The 17778-nt window shown below is 59.2% G+C and carries 19 protein-coding genes; 14 read left to right on the top strand and 5 right to left on the bottom strand.

Features of this window, described 5'->3' with window-relative positions:
- The first annotated feature begins 179 nt into the window (after positions 1 to 179).
- Positions 180 to 1367, top strand: a complete 1188-nt coding sequence (locus ASD95_RS15065; RefSeq protein ID WP_056724657.1) for an MFS transporter — start codon at positions 180 to 182, stop codon at positions 1365 to 1367.
- Positions 1368 to 1451: 84 nt separating this feature from the next.
- Here ASD95_RS15065 and ASD95_RS15060 read toward each other — a convergent pair whose 3' ends face one another.
- Both ASD95_RS15060 and ASD95_RS15055 read right to left on the bottom strand, forming a co-directional pair.
- Complete coding sequence (locus ASD95_RS15060; protein WP_056724655.1) at positions 1452 to 2489, bottom strand: alpha/beta hydrolase family protein; 1038 nt, start codon at positions 2487 to 2489, stop codon at positions 1452 to 1454.
- Between the two features lie 167 nt (positions 2490 to 2656).
- Positions 2657 to 3268, bottom strand: coding sequence for an FMN-dependent NADH-azoreductase (locus ASD95_RS15055; protein ID WP_056724653.1), 612 nt, complete (start codon positions 3266 to 3268; stop codon positions 2657 to 2659).
- Positions 3269 to 3399: 131 nt separating this feature from the next.
- Here ASD95_RS15055 and ASD95_RS15050 point away from each other — a divergent pair, with 131 nt between their 5' ends.
- On the top strand, positions 3400 to 4308 hold the full coding sequence (locus ASD95_RS15050) for a LysR substrate-binding domain-containing protein (protein ID WP_056724651.1): 909 nt from the start codon (positions 3400 to 3402) through the stop codon (positions 4306 to 4308).
- Positions 4305 to 4664, top strand: coding sequence for an MmcQ/YjbR family DNA-binding protein (locus ASD95_RS15045; RefSeq protein WP_056724649.1), 360 nt, complete (start codon positions 4305 to 4307; stop codon positions 4662 to 4664). The genes ASD95_RS15050 and ASD95_RS15045 overlap by 4 nt, the downstream gene beginning before the upstream one ends.
- 11 nt (positions 4665 to 4675) lie before the next feature.
- Here the strand turns inward: ASD95_RS15045 and ASD95_RS15040 are convergent, their stop codons facing one another.
- Together ASD95_RS15040 and ASD95_RS15035 are read right to left on the bottom strand one after the other, a co-directional pair.
- The gene (locus ASD95_RS15040; RefSeq protein ID WP_056724647.1) at positions 4676 to 5104 is read right to left on the bottom strand and encodes a DUF1294 domain-containing protein; all 429 of its coding nucleotides are present in this window, start codon (positions 5102 to 5104) and stop codon (positions 4676 to 4678) included.
- The gene (locus tag ASD95_RS15035) at positions 5101 to 5931 is read right to left on the bottom strand and encodes an undecaprenyl-diphosphate phosphatase (RefSeq protein WP_056724645.1); all 831 of its coding nucleotides are present in this window, start codon (positions 5929 to 5931) and stop codon (positions 5101 to 5103) included. Before ASD95_RS15035 ends, ASD95_RS15040 begins: the two co-directional genes overlap by 4 nt.
- Before the next feature lie 296 nt (positions 5932 to 6227).
- Between ASD95_RS15035 and pnuC the strand changes: the two genes are divergently transcribed.
- From pnuC to ASD95_RS14995, 8 genes are all read left to right on the top strand, one after another.
- Positions 6228 to 6791, top strand: a complete 564-nt coding sequence (gene pnuC / locus ASD95_RS15030; protein WP_056724643.1) for a nicotinamide riboside transporter PnuC — start codon at positions 6228 to 6230, stop codon at positions 6789 to 6791.
- On the top strand, positions 6788 to 7312 hold the full coding sequence (locus tag ASD95_RS15025) for an AAA family ATPase (RefSeq protein ID WP_056724641.1): 525 nt from the start codon (positions 6788 to 6790) through the stop codon (positions 7310 to 7312). Before pnuC ends, ASD95_RS15025 begins: the two co-directional genes overlap by 4 nt.
- Positions 7313 to 7666: 354 nt before the next feature.
- Positions 7667 to 8104 carry a hypothetical protein gene (locus ASD95_RS15020; RefSeq protein WP_056724639.1) on the top strand — a complete coding sequence of 146 codons (438 nt, stop codon included), beginning with the start codon at positions 7667 to 7669 and terminating at the stop codon, positions 8102 to 8104.
- A 1-nt stretch (position 8105) separates the two neighbouring features.
- Positions 8106 to 8684 (top strand): hypothetical protein, encoded by a 579-nt coding sequence (locus ASD95_RS15015; RefSeq protein WP_056724638.1) that lies wholly within the window; start codon positions 8106 to 8108, stop codon positions 8682 to 8684.
- A 64-nt stretch (positions 8685 to 8748) separates the two neighbouring features.
- Positions 8749 to 9600, top strand: coding sequence for a hypothetical protein (locus tag ASD95_RS15010; RefSeq protein ID WP_056724635.1), 852 nt, complete (start codon positions 8749 to 8751; stop codon positions 9598 to 9600).
- A 61-nt stretch (positions 9601 to 9661) separates the two neighbouring features.
- On the top strand, positions 9662 to 10342 hold the full coding sequence (locus ASD95_RS15005) for a C39 family peptidase (protein ID WP_056724633.1): 681 nt from the start codon (positions 9662 to 9664) through the stop codon (positions 10340 to 10342).
- A 26-nt stretch (positions 10343 to 10368) separates the two neighbouring features.
- Complete coding sequence (locus tag ASD95_RS15000) at positions 10369 to 11130, top strand: hypothetical protein (protein ID WP_082562958.1); 762 nt, start codon at positions 10369 to 10371, stop codon at positions 11128 to 11130.
- 46 nt (positions 11131 to 11176) lie between these two features.
- Positions 11177 to 12466: a hypothetical protein gene (locus ASD95_RS14995; protein WP_056724629.1), complete on the top strand. Its 1290-nt coding sequence runs from the start codon at positions 11177 to 11179 to the stop codon at positions 12464 to 12466.
- 54 nt (positions 12467 to 12520) lie between these two features.
- On the opposite strand, the gene ASD95_RS14990 is transcribed toward ASD95_RS14995, so the two are convergent.
- Positions 12521 to 13846, bottom strand: coding sequence for a sigma-54 dependent transcriptional regulator (locus ASD95_RS14990; protein ID WP_056724627.1), 1326 nt, complete (start codon positions 13844 to 13846; stop codon positions 12521 to 12523).
- A 342-nt stretch (positions 13847 to 14188) separates the two neighbouring features.
- On the opposite strand from ASD95_RS14990, the gene ASD95_RS14985 reads away from it, so the two are divergent.
- From ASD95_RS14985 to nhaB, 3 genes are all read left to right on the top strand, one after another.
- On the top strand, positions 14189 to 14455 hold the full coding sequence (locus tag ASD95_RS14985; protein WP_007970062.1) for a hypothetical protein: 267 nt from the start codon (positions 14189 to 14191) through the stop codon (positions 14453 to 14455).
- Positions 14456 to 14741: 286 nt separating this feature from the next.
- On the top strand, positions 14742 to 16031 hold the full coding sequence (locus tag ASD95_RS14980; RefSeq protein ID WP_056724625.1) for a hypothetical protein: 1290 nt from the start codon (positions 14742 to 14744) through the stop codon (positions 16029 to 16031).
- A gap of 78 nt (positions 16032 to 16109) precedes the next feature.
- Complete coding sequence (gene nhaB, locus ASD95_RS14975; RefSeq protein WP_056724623.1) at positions 16110 to 17612, top strand: sodium/proton antiporter NhaB; 1503 nt, start codon at positions 16110 to 16112, stop codon at positions 17610 to 17612.
- Positions 17613 to 17778: the final 166 nt, after the last annotated feature.

Genomic DNA, 17778 nt, shown 5'->3' with positions numbered 1-17778 from the left:
CTTCGCGAGCAAGCCCGCTCCCACATTTGGAATGCGTTCCCCTGTGGGAGAGGGCTTGCTCGCGAAGAGGCCATGAGGAACAGTGATAATGTCACGGCAAAAGTAGTTAGCCTGCTTTCTTTTATCCCGACACCGCGCCATGATGCAGGTCTCCCACCGCCGCCCGCGAACGAGCCCTCATGTCTGTGCCGCAAGTGCCTGCGCAAAGCTCCATGGCGATCACCCTGCAGATCGTCTCTATCGTCTTCTATACCTTCATTGCCTTCCTCTGCATCGGATTGCCGATTGCCGTTTTGCCGGGTTATGTCCATGAACAACTCGGGTTCAGCGCCATCGTGGCCGGGTTGACGATCGGCTCGCAATACCTCGCCACCCTGCTCAGCCGCCCCATGGCCGGGCGGATGTCCGACAGCGTTGGTACCAAGCGCGCAATCATCTATGGCTTGTGCGGGATTGTGCTCAGCGGCGTGCTGACCTGGCTGTCGACCCTGTTGCAAGGTTTTCCCTTGCTCAGCCTGCTGATCCTGATCGCCGGGCGCCTGTTGCTGGGGATCGCCCAAGGGTTGATCGGCGTCGGCACCATCAGTTGGTGCATGGGCCAGGTGGGCGCCGAGCATACTGCGCGGTCGATTTCCTGGAACGGCATCGCATCCTATGGGGCGATTGCCATTGGCGCGCCGCTGGGCGTGGTCATGGTGCAACAACTGGGTTACGCCAGCCTGGGCATTGCCTTGTCGCTGCTGGCCCTGGTTGCACTGCTGTTGATTCGCAACAAGCCCTCGGTGCCGGTGGTGCGCGGTGAACGCTTGCCGTTTTGGGCGGTGTTCGGACGCATTGCGCCGTTTGGCGCGAGCCTGAGCCTGGCGTCCATTGGCTATGGCACCCTGACGACCTTTATCACCTTGTACTACGTCAATCGCGGTTGGTCCGGCGCGGCCTACTGCCTGACGGTGTTTGGCGCGTGTTTCATTCTGTCGCGACTGCTGTTCATTTCCGCCATCAGCCGTTTCGGCGGGTTCACCTCGGCCATTGCCTGCATGTGCATTGAGACCGTTGGCCTGGTGCTGCTGTGGCTGGCACCGTCGACCGGTTACGCGCTCATTGGTGCCGGCCTGACCGGATTTGGCCTGTCCCTGGTGTATCCGGCGCTGGGTGTCGAGGCCATCAAACAGGTCCCCAACTCCAGCCGGGGCGCAGGCCTGAGTGCTTATGCTGTGTTTTTCGACCTGGCGCTGGCCATCGCCGGCCCGTTGATGGGCGCAGTGGCGTTGAACCTGGGTTATGCGTGGATTTTCTTCAGTGCGGCGTTGTTGTCGGTGACGGGGTTGGGGCTGACCCTGCTGTTGAAACACCGCGCCATGGCTTGAATCCCTGTAGGAGCTGCCGAAGGCTGCGATCTTTTGATCTTAAAATCAAAAGATCGCAGCCTTCGGCAGCTCCTACAAAGGGATCTATTGATCGGCGGTCTGCATCCCGGCCCGGGTTGCTCTGCCCAGGGTGCGCGAGAAAAAGCTTCCGGCTTCAGCGATCAGATTGCGGTGAATGTCTTGCCGGTCGACGCCATCGGCATCGGTGCACAGCGCGGGCATGATCACGATCTGCTCGTCATTGCACGGCGCCATGAAGACGAAGTGCCCTGCCCCGGCCAGCAGTTTGAAGTCCGGCGCGGTCGGCAGTTTACGCGCCAGTGCCGCGGCGTTCTTGTCGACAGCCACCAACTTGTCGCCATCGCCGCTGTAGAGCAGCACCGGCACATGCACATCGGCCAGGGTGTGGCGGCCGAACTTCAGGCTCAACGGCGCCATCAGCATCAAGGCGTGGACGCGAGGATCAGCCACCGGTTGCAGGTCGTCGCGGTCGACAATCAATTCGCCCTGGGTGTTGCACGCATCGCGGTCGTCCGGGCGCTCCTGGCAGTATCGGCGCAGACGATCCAGGTCCGGGGTCGCGCCGGACAGGATCAATGCAGTCTCACCACCGGCCGAGTAACCGATGACCCCTACCTGGTTGGCATTGACGAACGGCGACAGCATAGGGTCGCCCAAGGTCGCGGTAATGGCTTCGGAGATCTGGATCGGCCGGCCATACAGGTTACTCAAAGTACCGAGTCGGCTGTGATCCCTGGAGTTGTCACCGGGGTGAATCACCGCCACCACGACAAAGCCTTTGCGCGCCAGCGACGTGGCAAGGTCGTGCAGGGCCAGGGGAGTACCGGTGTTGCCGTGGGACAGCATCAGCATCGGGAACCGGCCGATGGCGACCTTGGTGTCCTCCCCGGCTTCGACGGTGTAACCCTCAAGCTTGCTGGTGTGCTCCCGATCACTGGAAGGATAGAAGGCGATGGCCCGCATCGGCTGCAGGTCCAGCGGGTCGAGAAAAGTCATCTCATGGAAGCCGACGCTCCAGTGAGGATGCGGTGCTGGTGCGGCGTGCACTGTATTCAGGCTGCTTAGCAGGCAAATCAGTAAAGCTGCACAAAGACGCATCATGGATGCCCCACCTTGTTACCGGACTTGAGACGTACACCCTGGACTGCATAAGTCGGGCCACAGCCTGAAACGACCAGAAACAAAAAACTCCGCAACTGGTACTTGCGTAACCAGAATACAGAGTTTTTGGGGCTTTACCTGAACGGCTGCCTACTTTTACGCAAGCCTTACGCTGCGGCGAACAATTGCTCGCTGATTTGTGCGTGGGCAGCGCTCATGGCCTTGTTGCGTACGTCGTCACCGTAAGACAGTCCTTCGGCACGCACGATTTCGATATCGGTGATGCCGATGAAACCGAACAGCACCTTCAAATACTCTTCGTGGGCAACACCGGTCGCCTGGCCGGCGTGCATGCCACCGGAAGTCGAGACGATCACGACTTTCTTGCCGCCGCACAGGCCTTCAGGGCCGGCTTCGGTGTAACGGAAGGTCTGGCCGGCAACGGCGATGCGGTCGATCCAGGCTTTGAGTTGAGTCGGGATGGTGAAGTTGTACATCGGTGCGGCAATCACCACGGCATCGGCAGCCAGGAATTCGGCCAGGGTCGAGGCGCTCAGTTCGGCTTCGTGCTGTTGTGCCGCGTTGCGCAGTTCAGCGGTGGTGCCGGCGGCGACCAGGGTGGTGGCGGAGAAATGGCTGATGGCGTCGGCGGCCAGGTCACGGTAGGTCACCACGGCGGTTGGCTCGGCGGCTTGCCAGGCCTTGACGACTTCGCCGCTCAACTGACGGGAAGCCGAGTTGTCGCCCAGGATGCTCGAATCGATATGCAGCAATTTCATGTGGGATCTCCAAGTGAGGATCGCCCACAAGGGCGATCTGATGGGACTAATCCTACACACGAAACCAATAGCTGATTAGACGCTAACAATGCGATAGTTCGTCCCACAGATAGAACAATCGGATTCACATCATGCAAGACCTCAACGACCTGTATTACTTTGCCAAAGTCGTGGAAGCCGGGGGATTCGCCGCAGCCGGGCGTTTGCTGGGCATCCCCAAGTCCCGATTGTCACGGCGCATCGCCGAACTGGAAGAACGTCTTGGCGCACGATTACTGCAACGCACCACCCGACAACTGAAGCTGACGGCCGTCGGTGAACGTTACCTCAGGCACTGCCAGGCGATGCTGCTGGAGGCGGAAATGGCCGACGAAGCCGTGGCCAGCATGTCCAGCGAGCCCCGCGGACGCTTGCGGGTGTCCTGCCCCGTCGGGCTGGCCCACGAAATATTGCCGGGGGTGATCAGCGACTTTCTGGAACGGTTTCCGCAAGTCCAGCTGGAGGTGATGTTGCTCAACCGCCGGGTCGACCTGGTGAACGAAGGCATCGACGTAGCCCTGCGTGTGCGGGAACTGGGAGACGAAGACCCGCTGCTGGTCACTCGCCGCCTGCGTCAGGCGCAGATGCTGATGGTCGCCAGTCCCGGCTTCCTGCTTGGCCGTGAGATCAACCATCCCGAAGATCTGAAAAGCCTGCCGGTGCTCGGTGCCCTGGAAGCCGACCGCCTGGTGCACATCCGCCTGCTGGATCAAAAAGGCAAAAGTTGTGAACTGGCGCTCGAGGCCCGGCTGGGCATCGATGACTTTATCGTGCGCAAGGCCAGCACCCTCTCCGGCCTGGGCTTCACCATGCTGCCCATGATGTATTGCGAGCAGGAACTGGCAAACGGTTCGCTGGTGCAGTTGTTGCCCGACTGGTCGTTGCCCGGTGGCTGGCTGCAAGCGGTCTATCCTCATCGACGCGGAGTCATGCCGGCGGTACGCGCCTGGATTGACCATCTGGTTGAGTCATTCAATGCCTGTGGGGAACGATTGTTATGAAAACCGCACGGATGAGCGAAGAGGATGTCGCGAAATTCTGCCTTAGCCTGCCCGGAGCGCGCGAAGACTATAAATGGGGCGGCGTGCGGGTGTTTTCGATTGCCGGGAACAAGATGTTCGCCTTGCAGGGCCTGCGGGGTGACTCCCTGGCCTTCAAGGTCGATAAGGATCTGTTTCTCGGTCATTGCGACCGCCCGGGGATTCATCCGGCGCCTTATCTGGCGCGCGCCCAGTGGATCATCATGGAAACGCCCTACCCGCTCGGCAGCGAAGAACTACAGGGACTGCTACAGCGTTCCCACCAATTGGTGGTCAGCAGGCTGCCAAAGCGCACTCAAGTCAGCCTGTTGCTATAAGGCGTTGTTGATCAGAACAAGGCGAACAGGTGTGCGCCGAGGAACAGGTGGTCGATCCAGAACACCTGGTGCATGAGCACGATGATCCAGAGCACCAACTGGTACGAGACTTTGCGGGTTTTGTGCCGGAACGCTTGCTGGGCCAGCAAGGCACCGGGCCAGCCTCCGGCGAGTTCCAGCGCATGCAGGACATTCTCCGGCGTACGCCATTGCTCGGCGCGGGCCTTGCGCTTGTCGCTCCAGTACAGGAAAAACGTCACGACGCTGACGATGCCGTAGGCCGCCAGGGGAATCAGCGACACCCCGTGCAGCCATGACGACACCGAACCCGACAGCGGCAATGCGCACAGGATTGCAAACACCAGCCACTTCAGCCGTGGATGACGGATATGTCCCCCGGGCTGGCGCCCGGGGTTATTGCGCGAGCTTGAGTCACTCACGGCTTGACCGCGCTCCAGTCGACCCAGCCGAACTGCCAGGTCGCCAGGATGATCAGGCCGAACACAATGCGATACCAGGCAAACGCCGCATAGCTATGGTTGGCGATGAACTTGAGCAGCCCGCGGACCGCGATCATCGCGAAGACGAACGCCGTGACGAAACCGATCGCGAACACCGGGAAATCAGACGGGACAAACAGGTGACGGTATTTATAGCCCGAGTACACCGCTGCGCCGACCATGGTCGGCATCGCCAGGAAGAACGAGAACTCGGTAGCGGTCTTGCGCGACAGGCCGAACAGTAACCCGCCGATGATCGTCGAGCCCGAACGCGAAGTACCCGGAATCATCGCCAGGCATTGGGCGAAGCCGACTTTCAGGGCGTCTTTCCAGGTAATGTCATCCACCGTTTCGGCGTGGACTTCATGCTGGCGGCGCTCGGCCCACAACATGATGAACCCGCCCACGACCAGCGCCGCTGCCACGGTGATCGGATTGAACAGGTATTCGTGGATCAGGTCAGCGAAGATCACGCCCAACACCACGGCCGGCAAGAACGCGATCAACAGGTTCGCGGTAAACCGCCGGGCGCCCGGCTGGGTCGGCAGGCCGATGACCACGTCGAAGATCTTGCGTCGAAACTCCCATACTACAGCCAGGATGGCACCCAGCTGGATAATGATGTTGAACGCCATCGCCCGCTCGCCCCCGAAGCCGAGCATGTCGGCCACGATGATCTGGTGGCCGGTACTGGAAATGGGCAAAAACTCGGTCAGCCCTTCTACAACCCCAAGAATCAATGCCTGAAAGGCGGTCCAAAGATCCATCAATCCCCCAAAAGGCTATGCGCGCCGGCATGCCCCGTTAGTATTTTTCCAAAGCTTGAATTGCGATCAGCGTAGCTGAAGCCCCGCCTGTCAAGGATCACCACAGCACCGTCAAAATCCTGTGAAAAAACAATCCTGATCAGGGTTTACCCGCGCGGGGCCGAAATCCTATCAGACAAGTCCGCTTGGCGCTGCCGCGTTATCGCGCACCAATGAAGTACACCCGTGCGCCACGGGATTCCCGACGCCAATCCGGTTACAATCGGTCCCCTCTTCGATTTCCCCAAGGAGCCTCCATGTCCGGGCTTGAACTGTTTGCCGCCGCCCTCGGTGTCATTGCCGTCTGGCTGACGGTCAAACAGAACCCCTGGTGCTGGCCCATCGGTCTGGTCATGGTGCTGCTCTATAGCTGGATCTTTTTTGAGGTGAAGCTGTATTCGGACATGCTGCTGCAAGTCATCTATGCCGCCTTGCAGCTTTACGGCTGGTGGCAGTGGACGCGGGCTGGCGAAACGACCCATGGCCGCGAAGTCAGTTGGCTCAACTCACGCTCCGTGGCGTTGAGCCTGGCCATCGGCGCACTCGGCAGCCTGTTACTGGGGGCAGCCATGGCCCACTGGACCGACGCAGCACAACCCTGGCTCGATGCGGCGCTGACCGGATTCAGCCTGGTGGCGCAGGTCTGGATGGCGCAAAAACGTGTCCAGTGCTGGCCGCTATGGATAGCCCTGGATGTGATTTTCGTCGGGCTGTTCATCTATAAGGACCTGTACCTGACCGCCACCCTGTACGGGCTGTTCGCCGTTATCGCCGTGCAGGGCTGGCGCCAATGGCGCGCCGATCCGGCATTGCGCGCATGAAAGTGCTGGTACTCACAGGCCCGGAATCCAGCGGTAAAAGCTGGTTGGCGGCCGAATTGCAACAGCGTTTCGGCGGGGTTCTGGTCGACGAGTATGTGCGTTGGTTCATCGAGCAGAATCCGCGGGACACCACCTTGGCCGACATTCCGGACATCGCCCGCGGTCAATTGGCGTGGGAGGACGAAGCACGGGCGCAACAACCGTCTTTGCTCATCCTCGACACGCACCTGCTGAGCAATGTCCTCTGGAGCCAAACCCTGTTTGGCGACTGCCCCCCCTGGATCGAGCAAGCGCTATTGGCCCGGCATTACGACTTGCACTTGCTGCTGTCGCCGGAACACGTCGAATGGACGGATGACGGCCAGCGTTGCCAGCCCCGATTGAGTGAGCGCCAGGCATTTTTCGAGCAGACCCTGGCCTGGCTGGAGCGCCACGCACAACCGGTTCAAGTACTGCACGGAGATTGGGCCGAACGCCGATCCCTGGCACTGCATGCCGTGACCCGATTGCTCGACGCCTGAGTGGCGTCCGGGGTAATTCCCCCACCATCCCCCCTGCTCCGAGGGAAAGTGTCCGGTCCTGAAACACTCTCCTTGCCTCAAACCGCCCATTTCAGCGTCCCTCGTCGTTTGATCATCGGATTTGTCAAGCCGGTGATACAACGCCCCTGAAACCCTTGCTTTAGAACGGTTTACCCGCAATTAAGGGCTACCTGCGCAGGGTTTCGTCTCACCTTTGAAACATTCTTGGCAAAAGCTATCCGGACAATATCCATAAGCCATTGAATCAACGAGATAATCAAAAACCGGCACAGCTTTCGCTCTTACCTTCATAAAGCCGACCAGAGCCAGCCTGCATGAGAAGGTAAGAACGTCGTGTGGATATTCGATAAAAGAGTCTTGGCGTGCCTGCTGCTGATCGCGAGCGCTGCAGGCACGCTTTTCAGTTTTGACGTTCTAGCCGAAGGCAACGGCGTCATCGTGCTTGACCGCACCATTCACCCAACCCCTATCGGTCGCAGCGGCGGCAGAGATCCGAACCCCAACACCCTCAATGCCAACCCATCGGCCCGCGTCACCGGCGAACTCAGCGACGCGGACATTGCCGGGGTCTCCACCGGAACAGCCCTTCGCCACAGCAACGGACAAAGCCTGGGTGGCCTGCAAGGCCTCAACGCCGTTACCAACCCCAATGGTATGCCCGGCATGTCTGTCGGCCACGGCGGTGGCAGTGGCAGCGCGATTTCCGGAACCGTCAACCGCGCCATGAGCAGCGGCCTCGGCTCACTGGGCAGAATGGCGGGAGGCCAATGAGATGAGTCGGTCCCTGCTTTTACTTGCCCTGTTCGGCTGCACCGGCGTGATGGCCGATCCGGGCGTCAGTTCGGTGAACAACGCCACCCTCCAGGATTCTGCTACTCAATACCGCGGCAACTTCAACGTCAACCAGGCGGCAGGCGATCAGCAGCAGCAAACCAACGTCCGCGCGATCGCCATTGGTACGAATGCCGGTGCAACCACCAGCGTCCGGCAGACAATCACCACGCCCGCCAATCCGTCGATGGATGCGACGGCCACTATTGGCGGACCCTCCTTCAGTAATGGCAACGGCGTACTGGGTGTCAACCAGGGTGCCGGGGCGAACAACCAGATGGCCAATGCCATGCGCATCAGCATCAGCGCTGCACCGCAAGCCATCGACGATAGTGCCCTTTCTCAACAGAACGTGGCGTTGTTACCGAACTCGGGAGCAACTGGCGCCCCAAACGGCAGTCGCCAGGTCGTGACAAGCGACCAGGCCTTCACCGGCAGCCGCGGAGTGATCCAGGTGAACCAGAGTGCCGGGGTGGGGAACCGAATGGCTAACACCTTGAGCATCCGGGTCGCTGACTGACCCCGATACAGTGCGATTAAGGACGAACCAACACTTGACCAACTAATGAGCACGGAGAAACACCATGAACCCGACAACTGCTCTCAAACCTCTGGCTTTCGCTCTGGCGGCAGTGATGGCATTCGCAGCACAAGCAGGCGGTCTTGATGATGATCAAGGCAACGGCCAGAGCAATGCGCATGGCAACAACCACCAGCCCAAAGGCCCGACGCTGGAACAGATTCTGCAGATTACAGCAGGCGCCGGGGCCGTCGTGATGGACTCGCAGGAAAGCAGTGACAGCAGCGTATTGAACCGGGACACCAGGAACGACGCCAAAATCGATAACTCCCTGAACAACTCCAACGGCAACATGGGCGCCAACGTTGCAGCCGGTAACGGCAACCAGCAAGACAACGCCGCCGCCCTTGCCACGGCTGACGAAAGCTTCATCTTCGGCACCGCGGTCGCCGTCTCCAGTGCGACTCAGAAGAGCGCCGGCAACGCCGCCAGGAACCACTCCAACACCAACAACACAACGCTCAACAACGCAGGTAACAGCGGTTCCGGCAACATCGGCATCAACGTGACCACCGGCGACTTCAACCAACAGAAAAACAACCTGGCGATTGCCGTTGCGGGCGGTCGTGTAGCGCAAGCGGCGGCGGCGGCCAACCAAAGCACGTCCGGGCTGAACGTCACCAACAACGGCAACACGACTGATTTCGTAGCCGTGGGTGTATTCGGTCTGGCGGGCGTAACCACTCAACAAGTGATGACGCCTGAGGGTTGGAAACCCCCGGTAACCAACAACGCTTCGATAACGGGCTCGATGAACAACTTCTCCGGCAACGGCGGAGCGAACGTATCGTCTGGCGTGGGCAACCAGCAAAACAACTCGCTGTCCATCTCCGCGGGCTGCAAGTCCTGTCTGTAATCGCGATTGCAATGAAAGCCCCGGCGACGGGGCTTTCCCACAGTCCCAAGGCGTATCGATCATGCGTAAGACTGTCCTTTTCGCCCTGCTCTGCCTGTCTGGCCTGACCCAGGCTGCACAGATGCCGGTTGCCGCCCTGCCGGGTGGCGTGCTGGTGTACAAGCACGTACAGAGTTTGCGCGAGCGCAAGTTCAGCGACATCGTCGAACAGAAAACCGATTTCAGCTGCGGCGCCGCCGCGCTGGCAACGATACTGCGCCAGGCCTATTGGCTCGACGTCGATGAGGAGCACATCATCAAAGGCATGCTGGTCACCGCAGACCAGGACCTTGTGCGTACCCAGGGTTTTTCCATGCTGGACATGAAGCGCTACATAGAACGCATCGGCATGCGCGCCCGGGGCTACAGGATCCCGCCGGAAAGACTCGAAGCCGTGACGATTCCAGTGGTGGTGTTGATGGAAATTCGCGGCTACAAGCACTTCGTGGTGTTGCAGCGGGCGGACAAGAGCTGGGTCTATATCGGCGACCCGGTACTCGGTCACAAACGCTACTCCCATGATGACTTTGTCAAAGGCTGGAATGGCATTATCTTCGCCATCGTCGGCCCTGGTTACGACAAGACCAATGCCTTACGCAGCCCACCGGAACCGCTGACAGCCAAGAACAAGATGGATAACTTCAACCCGGTCAAAGATGCCGAATTGATGGATTTTGGTTTCATACAGAGCGACTTCTTTTAATCGCCAATAAGATGATAGGGAGCAGGATGCTCCGGGAGCAGCAAATGAAAACCTCGTATTGGGTGGTCGCAGCCTGTCTGGCAGCGAACACTTCAGGTTTTGCTGATGAGTTCAGACCCATCGAAATCAAGGACCAGGAACTGGCCGAGTTGCGTGGCCGGTATGTGATGCCGGGGCGGGTCATCAGCTTCGGTGTCGTCATGAGCAGTACCTGGCGCAATGCCAGTGGTGACCTGATCGGAGCCTCCACCTCGATGCAGCTTCAAGCCGCAACGGTCAAACCCCAGTTCTATGTTTCAACCATCAAGCAATCCGGTCATGGCGGTTCGCCCAAATCGGGTAGCGGCCACGTGACGGGGGGCGCTGCGCTGAGTACTTCCCGGGGCATTACCCAGGTCACAAGGGCAGCAGGCGATGGCAACAGCTCAAACAACAACATCGCCATCAACGTCAAGGAGGCCAGCACGGCCCCTGCACTGGTGCCGAGCCAGGGCCAGGCGCTGATAGCCGGTCAAACCATCACCGGCAGCAATGCCGCAGGCAGTGTCGTGGTATCCGCGACCAGTGGTGGCGTTCAGATGGCCATTACCGCCAACAACAATCAGGGTACAAGCGTGCAACAAGTCGCCCAAGGCGGGTTGCTGCAAAACACCCGGTTACTGGGCAGCAGCAATATGGTCGACAACATGACCCAGCTCAACGTAGTGCTTAACAATAATGGCCCGAGTGCGGGTGCACTGGACTGCAACCTCAATCAACTCGCTGCATTACGGACCATGGGCTATTGAACTACGCTGAGTCTGGACCATTAGGCACAAATGGACGGCTTATTCCATGTACCGATCAGTATCACTGCTAGCAGTTGCATGCTTGAGTGCTCTACTCCCGGCGGCGATGTTGCAGGCAGCACCTGACCCGGAACTGGAGGCTCTTAAACAAGAGCTCCTGGAGTTGAAGCAACGATACGAAGTACAGCAAAAAGCCCTGGCGGTTCTCGAACAACGGGTCCGCCAGGTCGAAGAGCAGCCCGCTTCGCCCCCACCCAAACGCCTGGCCAAGTCCCCAGCGGACCTCAAGGGCAATCCAGGAGTCGGCACCGCCTCGGGGGGCGTCGCCGGGGGCAGCGGCAGCTCTTATGGACAATCGCTGGCCAATGACTCACAACCGGCACAAAGTGTTTCGAACCTGTATGACGAAGCCAGCGGGTTCTTCGGCGGTGGCAAGTTCAGCGTCGAAACGGGGATAACCTACTCCCGATACGATACCCGCCAACTGGTCCTCAACGGTTTTCTCGCCCTGGACTCGATCTTCCTGGGCGCCATCAACCTGGACCGGATCAAGGCCGACACCTGGACGCTTGACCTCACCGGCCGTTACAACTTCAACAATCGCTGGCAGTTCGACCTGAACGTGCCGGTGGTCTACCGTGAGTCCACGTATCAGTCCGGTGGCGGCAATAGCGGCTCCGCAAACGTCACGACCGAAGATACCGTCAAGCAAGACCCGACCATAGGTGATGTCAACTTCGGTATCGCCTACAAATTCCTCGACGAATCGGCCAACACCCCGGATGCCGTGATGACCTTGCGCGTCAAGGCGCCTACCGGCAAAGACCCGTTCGGCATCAAGCTGGTTCGGGTGGCCGATAACTCAAACCTGGCCGTGCCTGAATCCTTGCCTACCGGTAATGGCGTCTGGTCGATCACGCCAGGGATCTCGCTGGTCAAGACGTTCGATCCGGCAGTGTTGTTCGGCAGCCTGTCCTACACCTACAACCTGGAAGAGTCTTTCGACGACATCAGCTCCAACCCGGCGCTCAAGACACCGGGCAAAGTTCGCATTGGCGACAGCTTCCAGATTGGCGCCGGTATTGCGTTCGCCTTGAACGAAAAGATGAGCATGTCGTTCTCGGTCTCTGACCTGGTGCAACGCAAAAGCAAGCTCAAGGAAGATGGCGGGGATTGGCAGTCGGTGGTCTCCAGCGATGCCAACGCCGGTTACTTCAACATCGGCATGACCATTGCGGCCACCGACAACCTGACCATCGTGCCCAACCTGTCCATCGGCATGACGGACGATGCCCCGGACTTCCAGTTCAGCCTGAAACTCCCTTACTACTTCTGACCCAAACAAAAAAACCGCTGCAATTGCAACGGGTTTTGGGTTTCCCACCGGGATTCAGCGAATCTGGTGCTTGTGCAACAACCGGTAGAAGGTCGGACGCGACACACCCAGTACTTTGGCCGCGACACTCAGATTATCGCTGTGGCGATTCAATACATCGCACAACGCCTGGCGTTCGGCCCGGGACTTGTATTCTTCGAGGGTACCCATCGGTGCGGCGATTGCATGCTGACTGATCAATCCCAGATCTCGGGCCTCAATCTGGCGGCCTTCGGCCAACACCAGGCCGCGACGGACGCGGTTGGCCAGTTCGCGAACATTGCCTGGCCAGTCGTGCTTGCCCATGGCAATCAACGCGTCGTCGCTGAAACTGCGTGGGCGGCGCCCGGTTTCATGGCTGTAGAAATGGGAAAAGTGGTTGGCCAGCACCGCCAGGTCGCCATGGCGCTCGCGCAGCGGAACAGTCGCCACTTGCAGTACGTTCAAGCGGTAATACAAGTCTTCGCGAAAGCGTTTTTTCTCGATGGCGGCTTCAAGGTCGACGTTCGTCGCCGCCAGAACCCGCACATCCACAGGAATCGGCTGACTGCCGCCGACCCGCTCGATATGTTTTTCCTGGAGGAACCGCAACAGGTTGGCCTGCAACTCCAGCGGCAGGTCACCGATCTCGTCGAGAAACAGAGTGCCACCGTTGGCGGCTTCTATCCGTCCGACCTTGCGTTGGTGCGCGCCGGTAAATGCGCCTTTTTCATGGCCAAACAGCTCGGACTGGATCAAGTGTTCGGGGATCGCCCCACAATTGATCGCGATAAAGGGTTTGCTGTGACGTTGGGACAGACGATGCAGGGTTCGTGCGACCAGTTCCTTGCCAGTGCCGCTTTCACCGCGAATCAACACCGGAGATTCGGTCGGAGCCAGTTTGCTCAACAGTTTTCGCAGTTCACGGACAGGTTTGCTGTCGCCCAGCAATTCGTGCTCGGGCTGGTCAACATGGACCGTACCCTGCCCACGCAACCGCGCCATGCCAAACGCCCGGCCCAGCGTTACCTGAACCCGGGACACATCGAACGGCAAGGTATGAAAGTCAAAAAACCACTCACAGACGAAGTCGCCGACATTTTGCAGTCGCAGTACTTCCTGGTTGAGTACGGCTATCCACTCGGTACCGCTGCGGCTGATCAACGCCTTGACAGCCTCCGGGTGCTCAAGGTGAAAAGGCTGCAAGCGCAGCAAGCCCACGTCGCAGGTTCGGTCAGCGGCGTTCTCCAGCGTGCAGCTGTCAACGTCCCAACCGATATCGCGCAACCCAGGGATCAGGCGATAGCAATCGTCACAGGGGTCCACCACTAGCAAACGTCGTAAGGCAGGCGCGTCGCTCATGACTGTTCCTTGGCGCCAAATTTGCGAAAATTTATTAAAAACAGTCATTTGGCAGACCTGACTGTAACATTAGCAAGAATTTGACAGGGCCTTGTACTGTTTGACTATAGGAGGGTCATAAAACCGGTTATAAGTTGCGATTATGTTAGTCACCTAACGACTCTTTCCTTTCATTCAGCTTTCAATGTCAGGCTCATTCTTGATTATGTGAAATAAAGTGGAAAATTCTTTTGATTGTGTGTGACCCAAACCCCGGTTGCGGGCATCAGTACAAGTAACCAGCTGAACGGTAAGCCCAACCGTCGGCCTGTCACTTGATTGGGCATAGAGAGAGAAGACCCTATGAACGCCCCGCTCCGTATCAACGAAGCACTTCTGATTGCCGACCGCGCATTCAAACCTTTCAAGTGCGTGGCCTGGGCCCCACAAGACGGTAACGGTGAACTCAGCCTGACCGTTATCGACCGCACCAGCACCAGCATTGGCCGCAAGCAGATCCCAAGCAGCGCCTATTCCGATCCTGCGCAACTCGAACTACTGCTGGAACAGGCTCGCGCCGAATTGAGCGAGGAAGGTTACACACTGCAGTCGTGGTCGATGCCGCACTGATCGTTTTGCGGATTACTCCGGAGTAATCCGCGCCCTTTTCCTGTCTTTGGTTCGCAGGTCTTTTTTGCCACGCACACTACTTGACACTGTTTAATTCGAACTTCGCTTGCGCCTGATACATTGCAGGCTCGCCATTGGTTCGAAAAGACACTGTTGTGGCACACAGCGACCCTCCGTCTGTTAGTTCTTACCGTTGTGCATCCCTTCATTCAGGGATTGAATATTCTCCTTATAAGGTCGCCACCCAAACTTCTGGATCATGACGACTCGCAAGGAGATGCGGTGCATGTCAAGCCACTCCGCTTTTGCCTACCCCGCCACCCGGAACACCGCCGGGGCCCTCGACACGTCGTTTGCCGCCAACGGCAAAACCCAGGTCTATTTCGCCGACAGCCTTTTCAGCCTGGCCAATGGCATTGCGATAGATGCCCAAGGTCGCTTGCTGGTGGCCGCAAAAGTCGGCATGGCCGATGGTATCCGCTTTGGCCTGGCCCGCTTGCTCGCGGATGGTTGCGCAGACCTGACGTTCGGCAAACAAGGCAGTGTCATCGGGCAATTCGAACCGGGGTTCGAAGCCATGGCCACCAAGGTCCTGATCCTGCCCGACGGCAATATCCTGCTGGCCGGCCTGCAATACGAAAACGCACACCGCACGCTCCCGGCCCTGGCATTACTGGATCAGGATGGTCGCCTGGTACAAGGCTTTGGCGATAATGGCCGCTGTGTCGTGCGATTGCCTGGCGATCTGTCCCTGGGGATGCGCGATAAATGGCTGCCTCCCGGTGTGCCGGGCGCAGAAGCCTGCGATGTGGCCGTACAGCAAGACGGCCGGATCCTGATCCTGGCCAACCATCACTTCGAACTGGCCGATCACGTCGGTATGTTGATACGACTGGATGTCGAAGGCTCGCTGGACTGTTCGTTCAATGGCCGCGGCTTCGTGATGGTCAGACACCTGCTGATGAATACCTGGCTCGGTAGCCTGACGATACAACGCGATGGCCGAATCCTGGTCGGAGGATCGATCAATTTCCCCGAGGAAGGCTTACTGGCCCGCTATCACCCGGACGGGCGCCTCGACGACCGTTTTGCCGTGGATGGATTCATGACCTTCAAGGCGCAAGGGCGTGGCGCCCGGGTCAGCCGGGTGGTCCAGCAAAACGAGGGCGAAATCCTGTGTTTTGGCTGCAGTCGCGAGCCGATGCACTGCCTGACATTTAAAATGCACAGCAACGGACGACCCGACAGTCATTGCAATGGAGGACACCCGCAGCGGCGGGAAATCGGTTACAGCGGATGCCAGTGGACCGCCGCGCAGTTACAGCCTGATGGCAGTGTGCTCACGGCGGGCGCTACCATCGGCGGTGTCGAAGCAGACTTCATTCTCGGGCGATGCCTGCCCAACGGCCTTCCCGATCGCCGTTTTGGCAAAGGCAGCGGCTATACGCGTACCCGCCTCGGCCCCAGCCTGGATACCGCCACCTGTGTCGCCGCGCAAGCCGATGGCAACATCGTCGTGGGAGGCTATTCGCTGCACGGAAACTACAAGGCGATCATCGCTCGATTCCAGGGATAACCACCGGCATTTTTCCTTCGCTTGATCTTCTGGCGCGCTTGCGGCAAGTTGCGCGCTTCTCAAGACAAGGAGCAGCCGATGTCCGGTTCAATGGCCCAGGCGTTCGCGCACAACTTTCTCGGGCACTCGCCCCGTTGGTACAAGGCCTGCATCGTCGGCTTTCTGATTCTCAATGCCCTGGTGCTGTGGACCGCAGGCCCGGTGGCTGCAGGCTGGCTGATGGTGCTGGAGTTCATCTTCACCCTGGCCATGGCGCTCAAATGCTATCCGCTGATGCCCGGCGGCCTGCTGATGATTGAAGCCCTGCTGCTGAAGATGACCACGCCCCAGGCGCTGTATGACGAGTTGCTGCATAACTTCCCGGTGATCCTGCTGCTGATGTTCATGGTGGCCGGTATCTATTTCATGAAGGACCTGTTGCTGTACCTGTTCTCGCGCCTGCTGCTCGGGGTCCGCTCCAAGGCCCTGCTGGCCCTGATGTTCTGCTTTCTGTCGGCCTTTCTGTCGGCGTTCCTCGATGCCTTGACCGTGACCGCCGTGATCATCAGTGCCGCCGTAGGCTTTTACTCGGTGTATCACCGCGTCGCCTCGGGTAACGATCCGCGCCAGGACAGCGAGTTCAGCGACGACCAACATCTGCCGACCCTGCATCAGGGCGATCTGGAACAGTTCCGCGCCTTCCTGCGTAGCCTGCTGATGCACGGCGCCGTCGGCACCGCGCTGGGCGGTGTTTGTACGCTGGTCGGCGAACCGCAGAACCTGCTGATCGGCCATGAAATGGGCTGGCACTTCACCGAGTTCTTTACCCGGGTTGCGCCGGTATCACTGCCGGTACTGGTTGCCGGGCTGACAACCTGCGTCCTGCTGGAAAAGCTGCGCTGGTTCGGATACGGCACGCTGCTGCCGGATAACGTCCGTGCGGTGCTGGCCAACTACGCCGCCGAAGACAATGCCGAGCGCACCACGCGCCAACGCGCAGCGCTTCTGGTGCAAGGCTTTGCCGCATTGATTCTGATTGCCGGGCTGGCGTTCCACATTGCCGAAGTGGGTTTGATCGGCTTGATGGTGATCGTGTTGATCACCGCCTTTACCGGCATCACCGACGAGCACCGCCTGGGCACAGCGTTCAAGGACGCCATGCCGTTCACCTCATTGCTGGTGGTGTTTTTCGCCGTGGTCGCGGTGATCCACGACCAGCAACTGTTCGCCCCGCTGATCCACTGGGTGCTGACGCTGCCGGCAGACCAGCAACCGGGCATGCTGTTCATCGCCAACGGCCTGCTGTCCGCCATCAGCGACAACGTGTTCGTGGCAACCATCTACATCACCGAAGTGAAGCGCGCGTTCATGGCGGGCGAGATGACCCGCGAACATTTCGAAACCCTGGCCATCGCGATCAATACCGGCACCAACCTGCCGAGCGTGGCGACGCCTAACGGCCAGGCAGCGTTCCTGTTCCTGCTGACCTCGGCGATTGCCCCGCTGGTGCGCCTGTCCTATGGGCGAATGGTCTGGATGGCGTTGCCGTACACCCTGGTGATGGGCTTGCTCGGGTGGTACGCGGTGAGTTACTGGCTGTAACCCCGGAACGAACTTTGGGAGGAAGGTGCTCGTGGCCGCGGAAGACGAGGGAGCGATTCCTCACTAGTAAATGCTCGATCTAACACCCTAATGGTTTTCCGCTCGGGGTACCATTCACCCCAACTAGAACTGATCCCAGAGAGCAAATCATTTATACAATGCCTGG

The organism is Pseudomonas sp. Root71, assembly GCF_001429045.1.
In the GTDB taxonomy this organism is placed as follows: Bacteria; Pseudomonadota; Gammaproteobacteria; order Pseudomonadales; family Pseudomonadaceae; genus Aquipseudomonas; species Aquipseudomonas monachiensis.
This window is presented reverse-complemented; position numbering and strand designations above follow the sequence as displayed.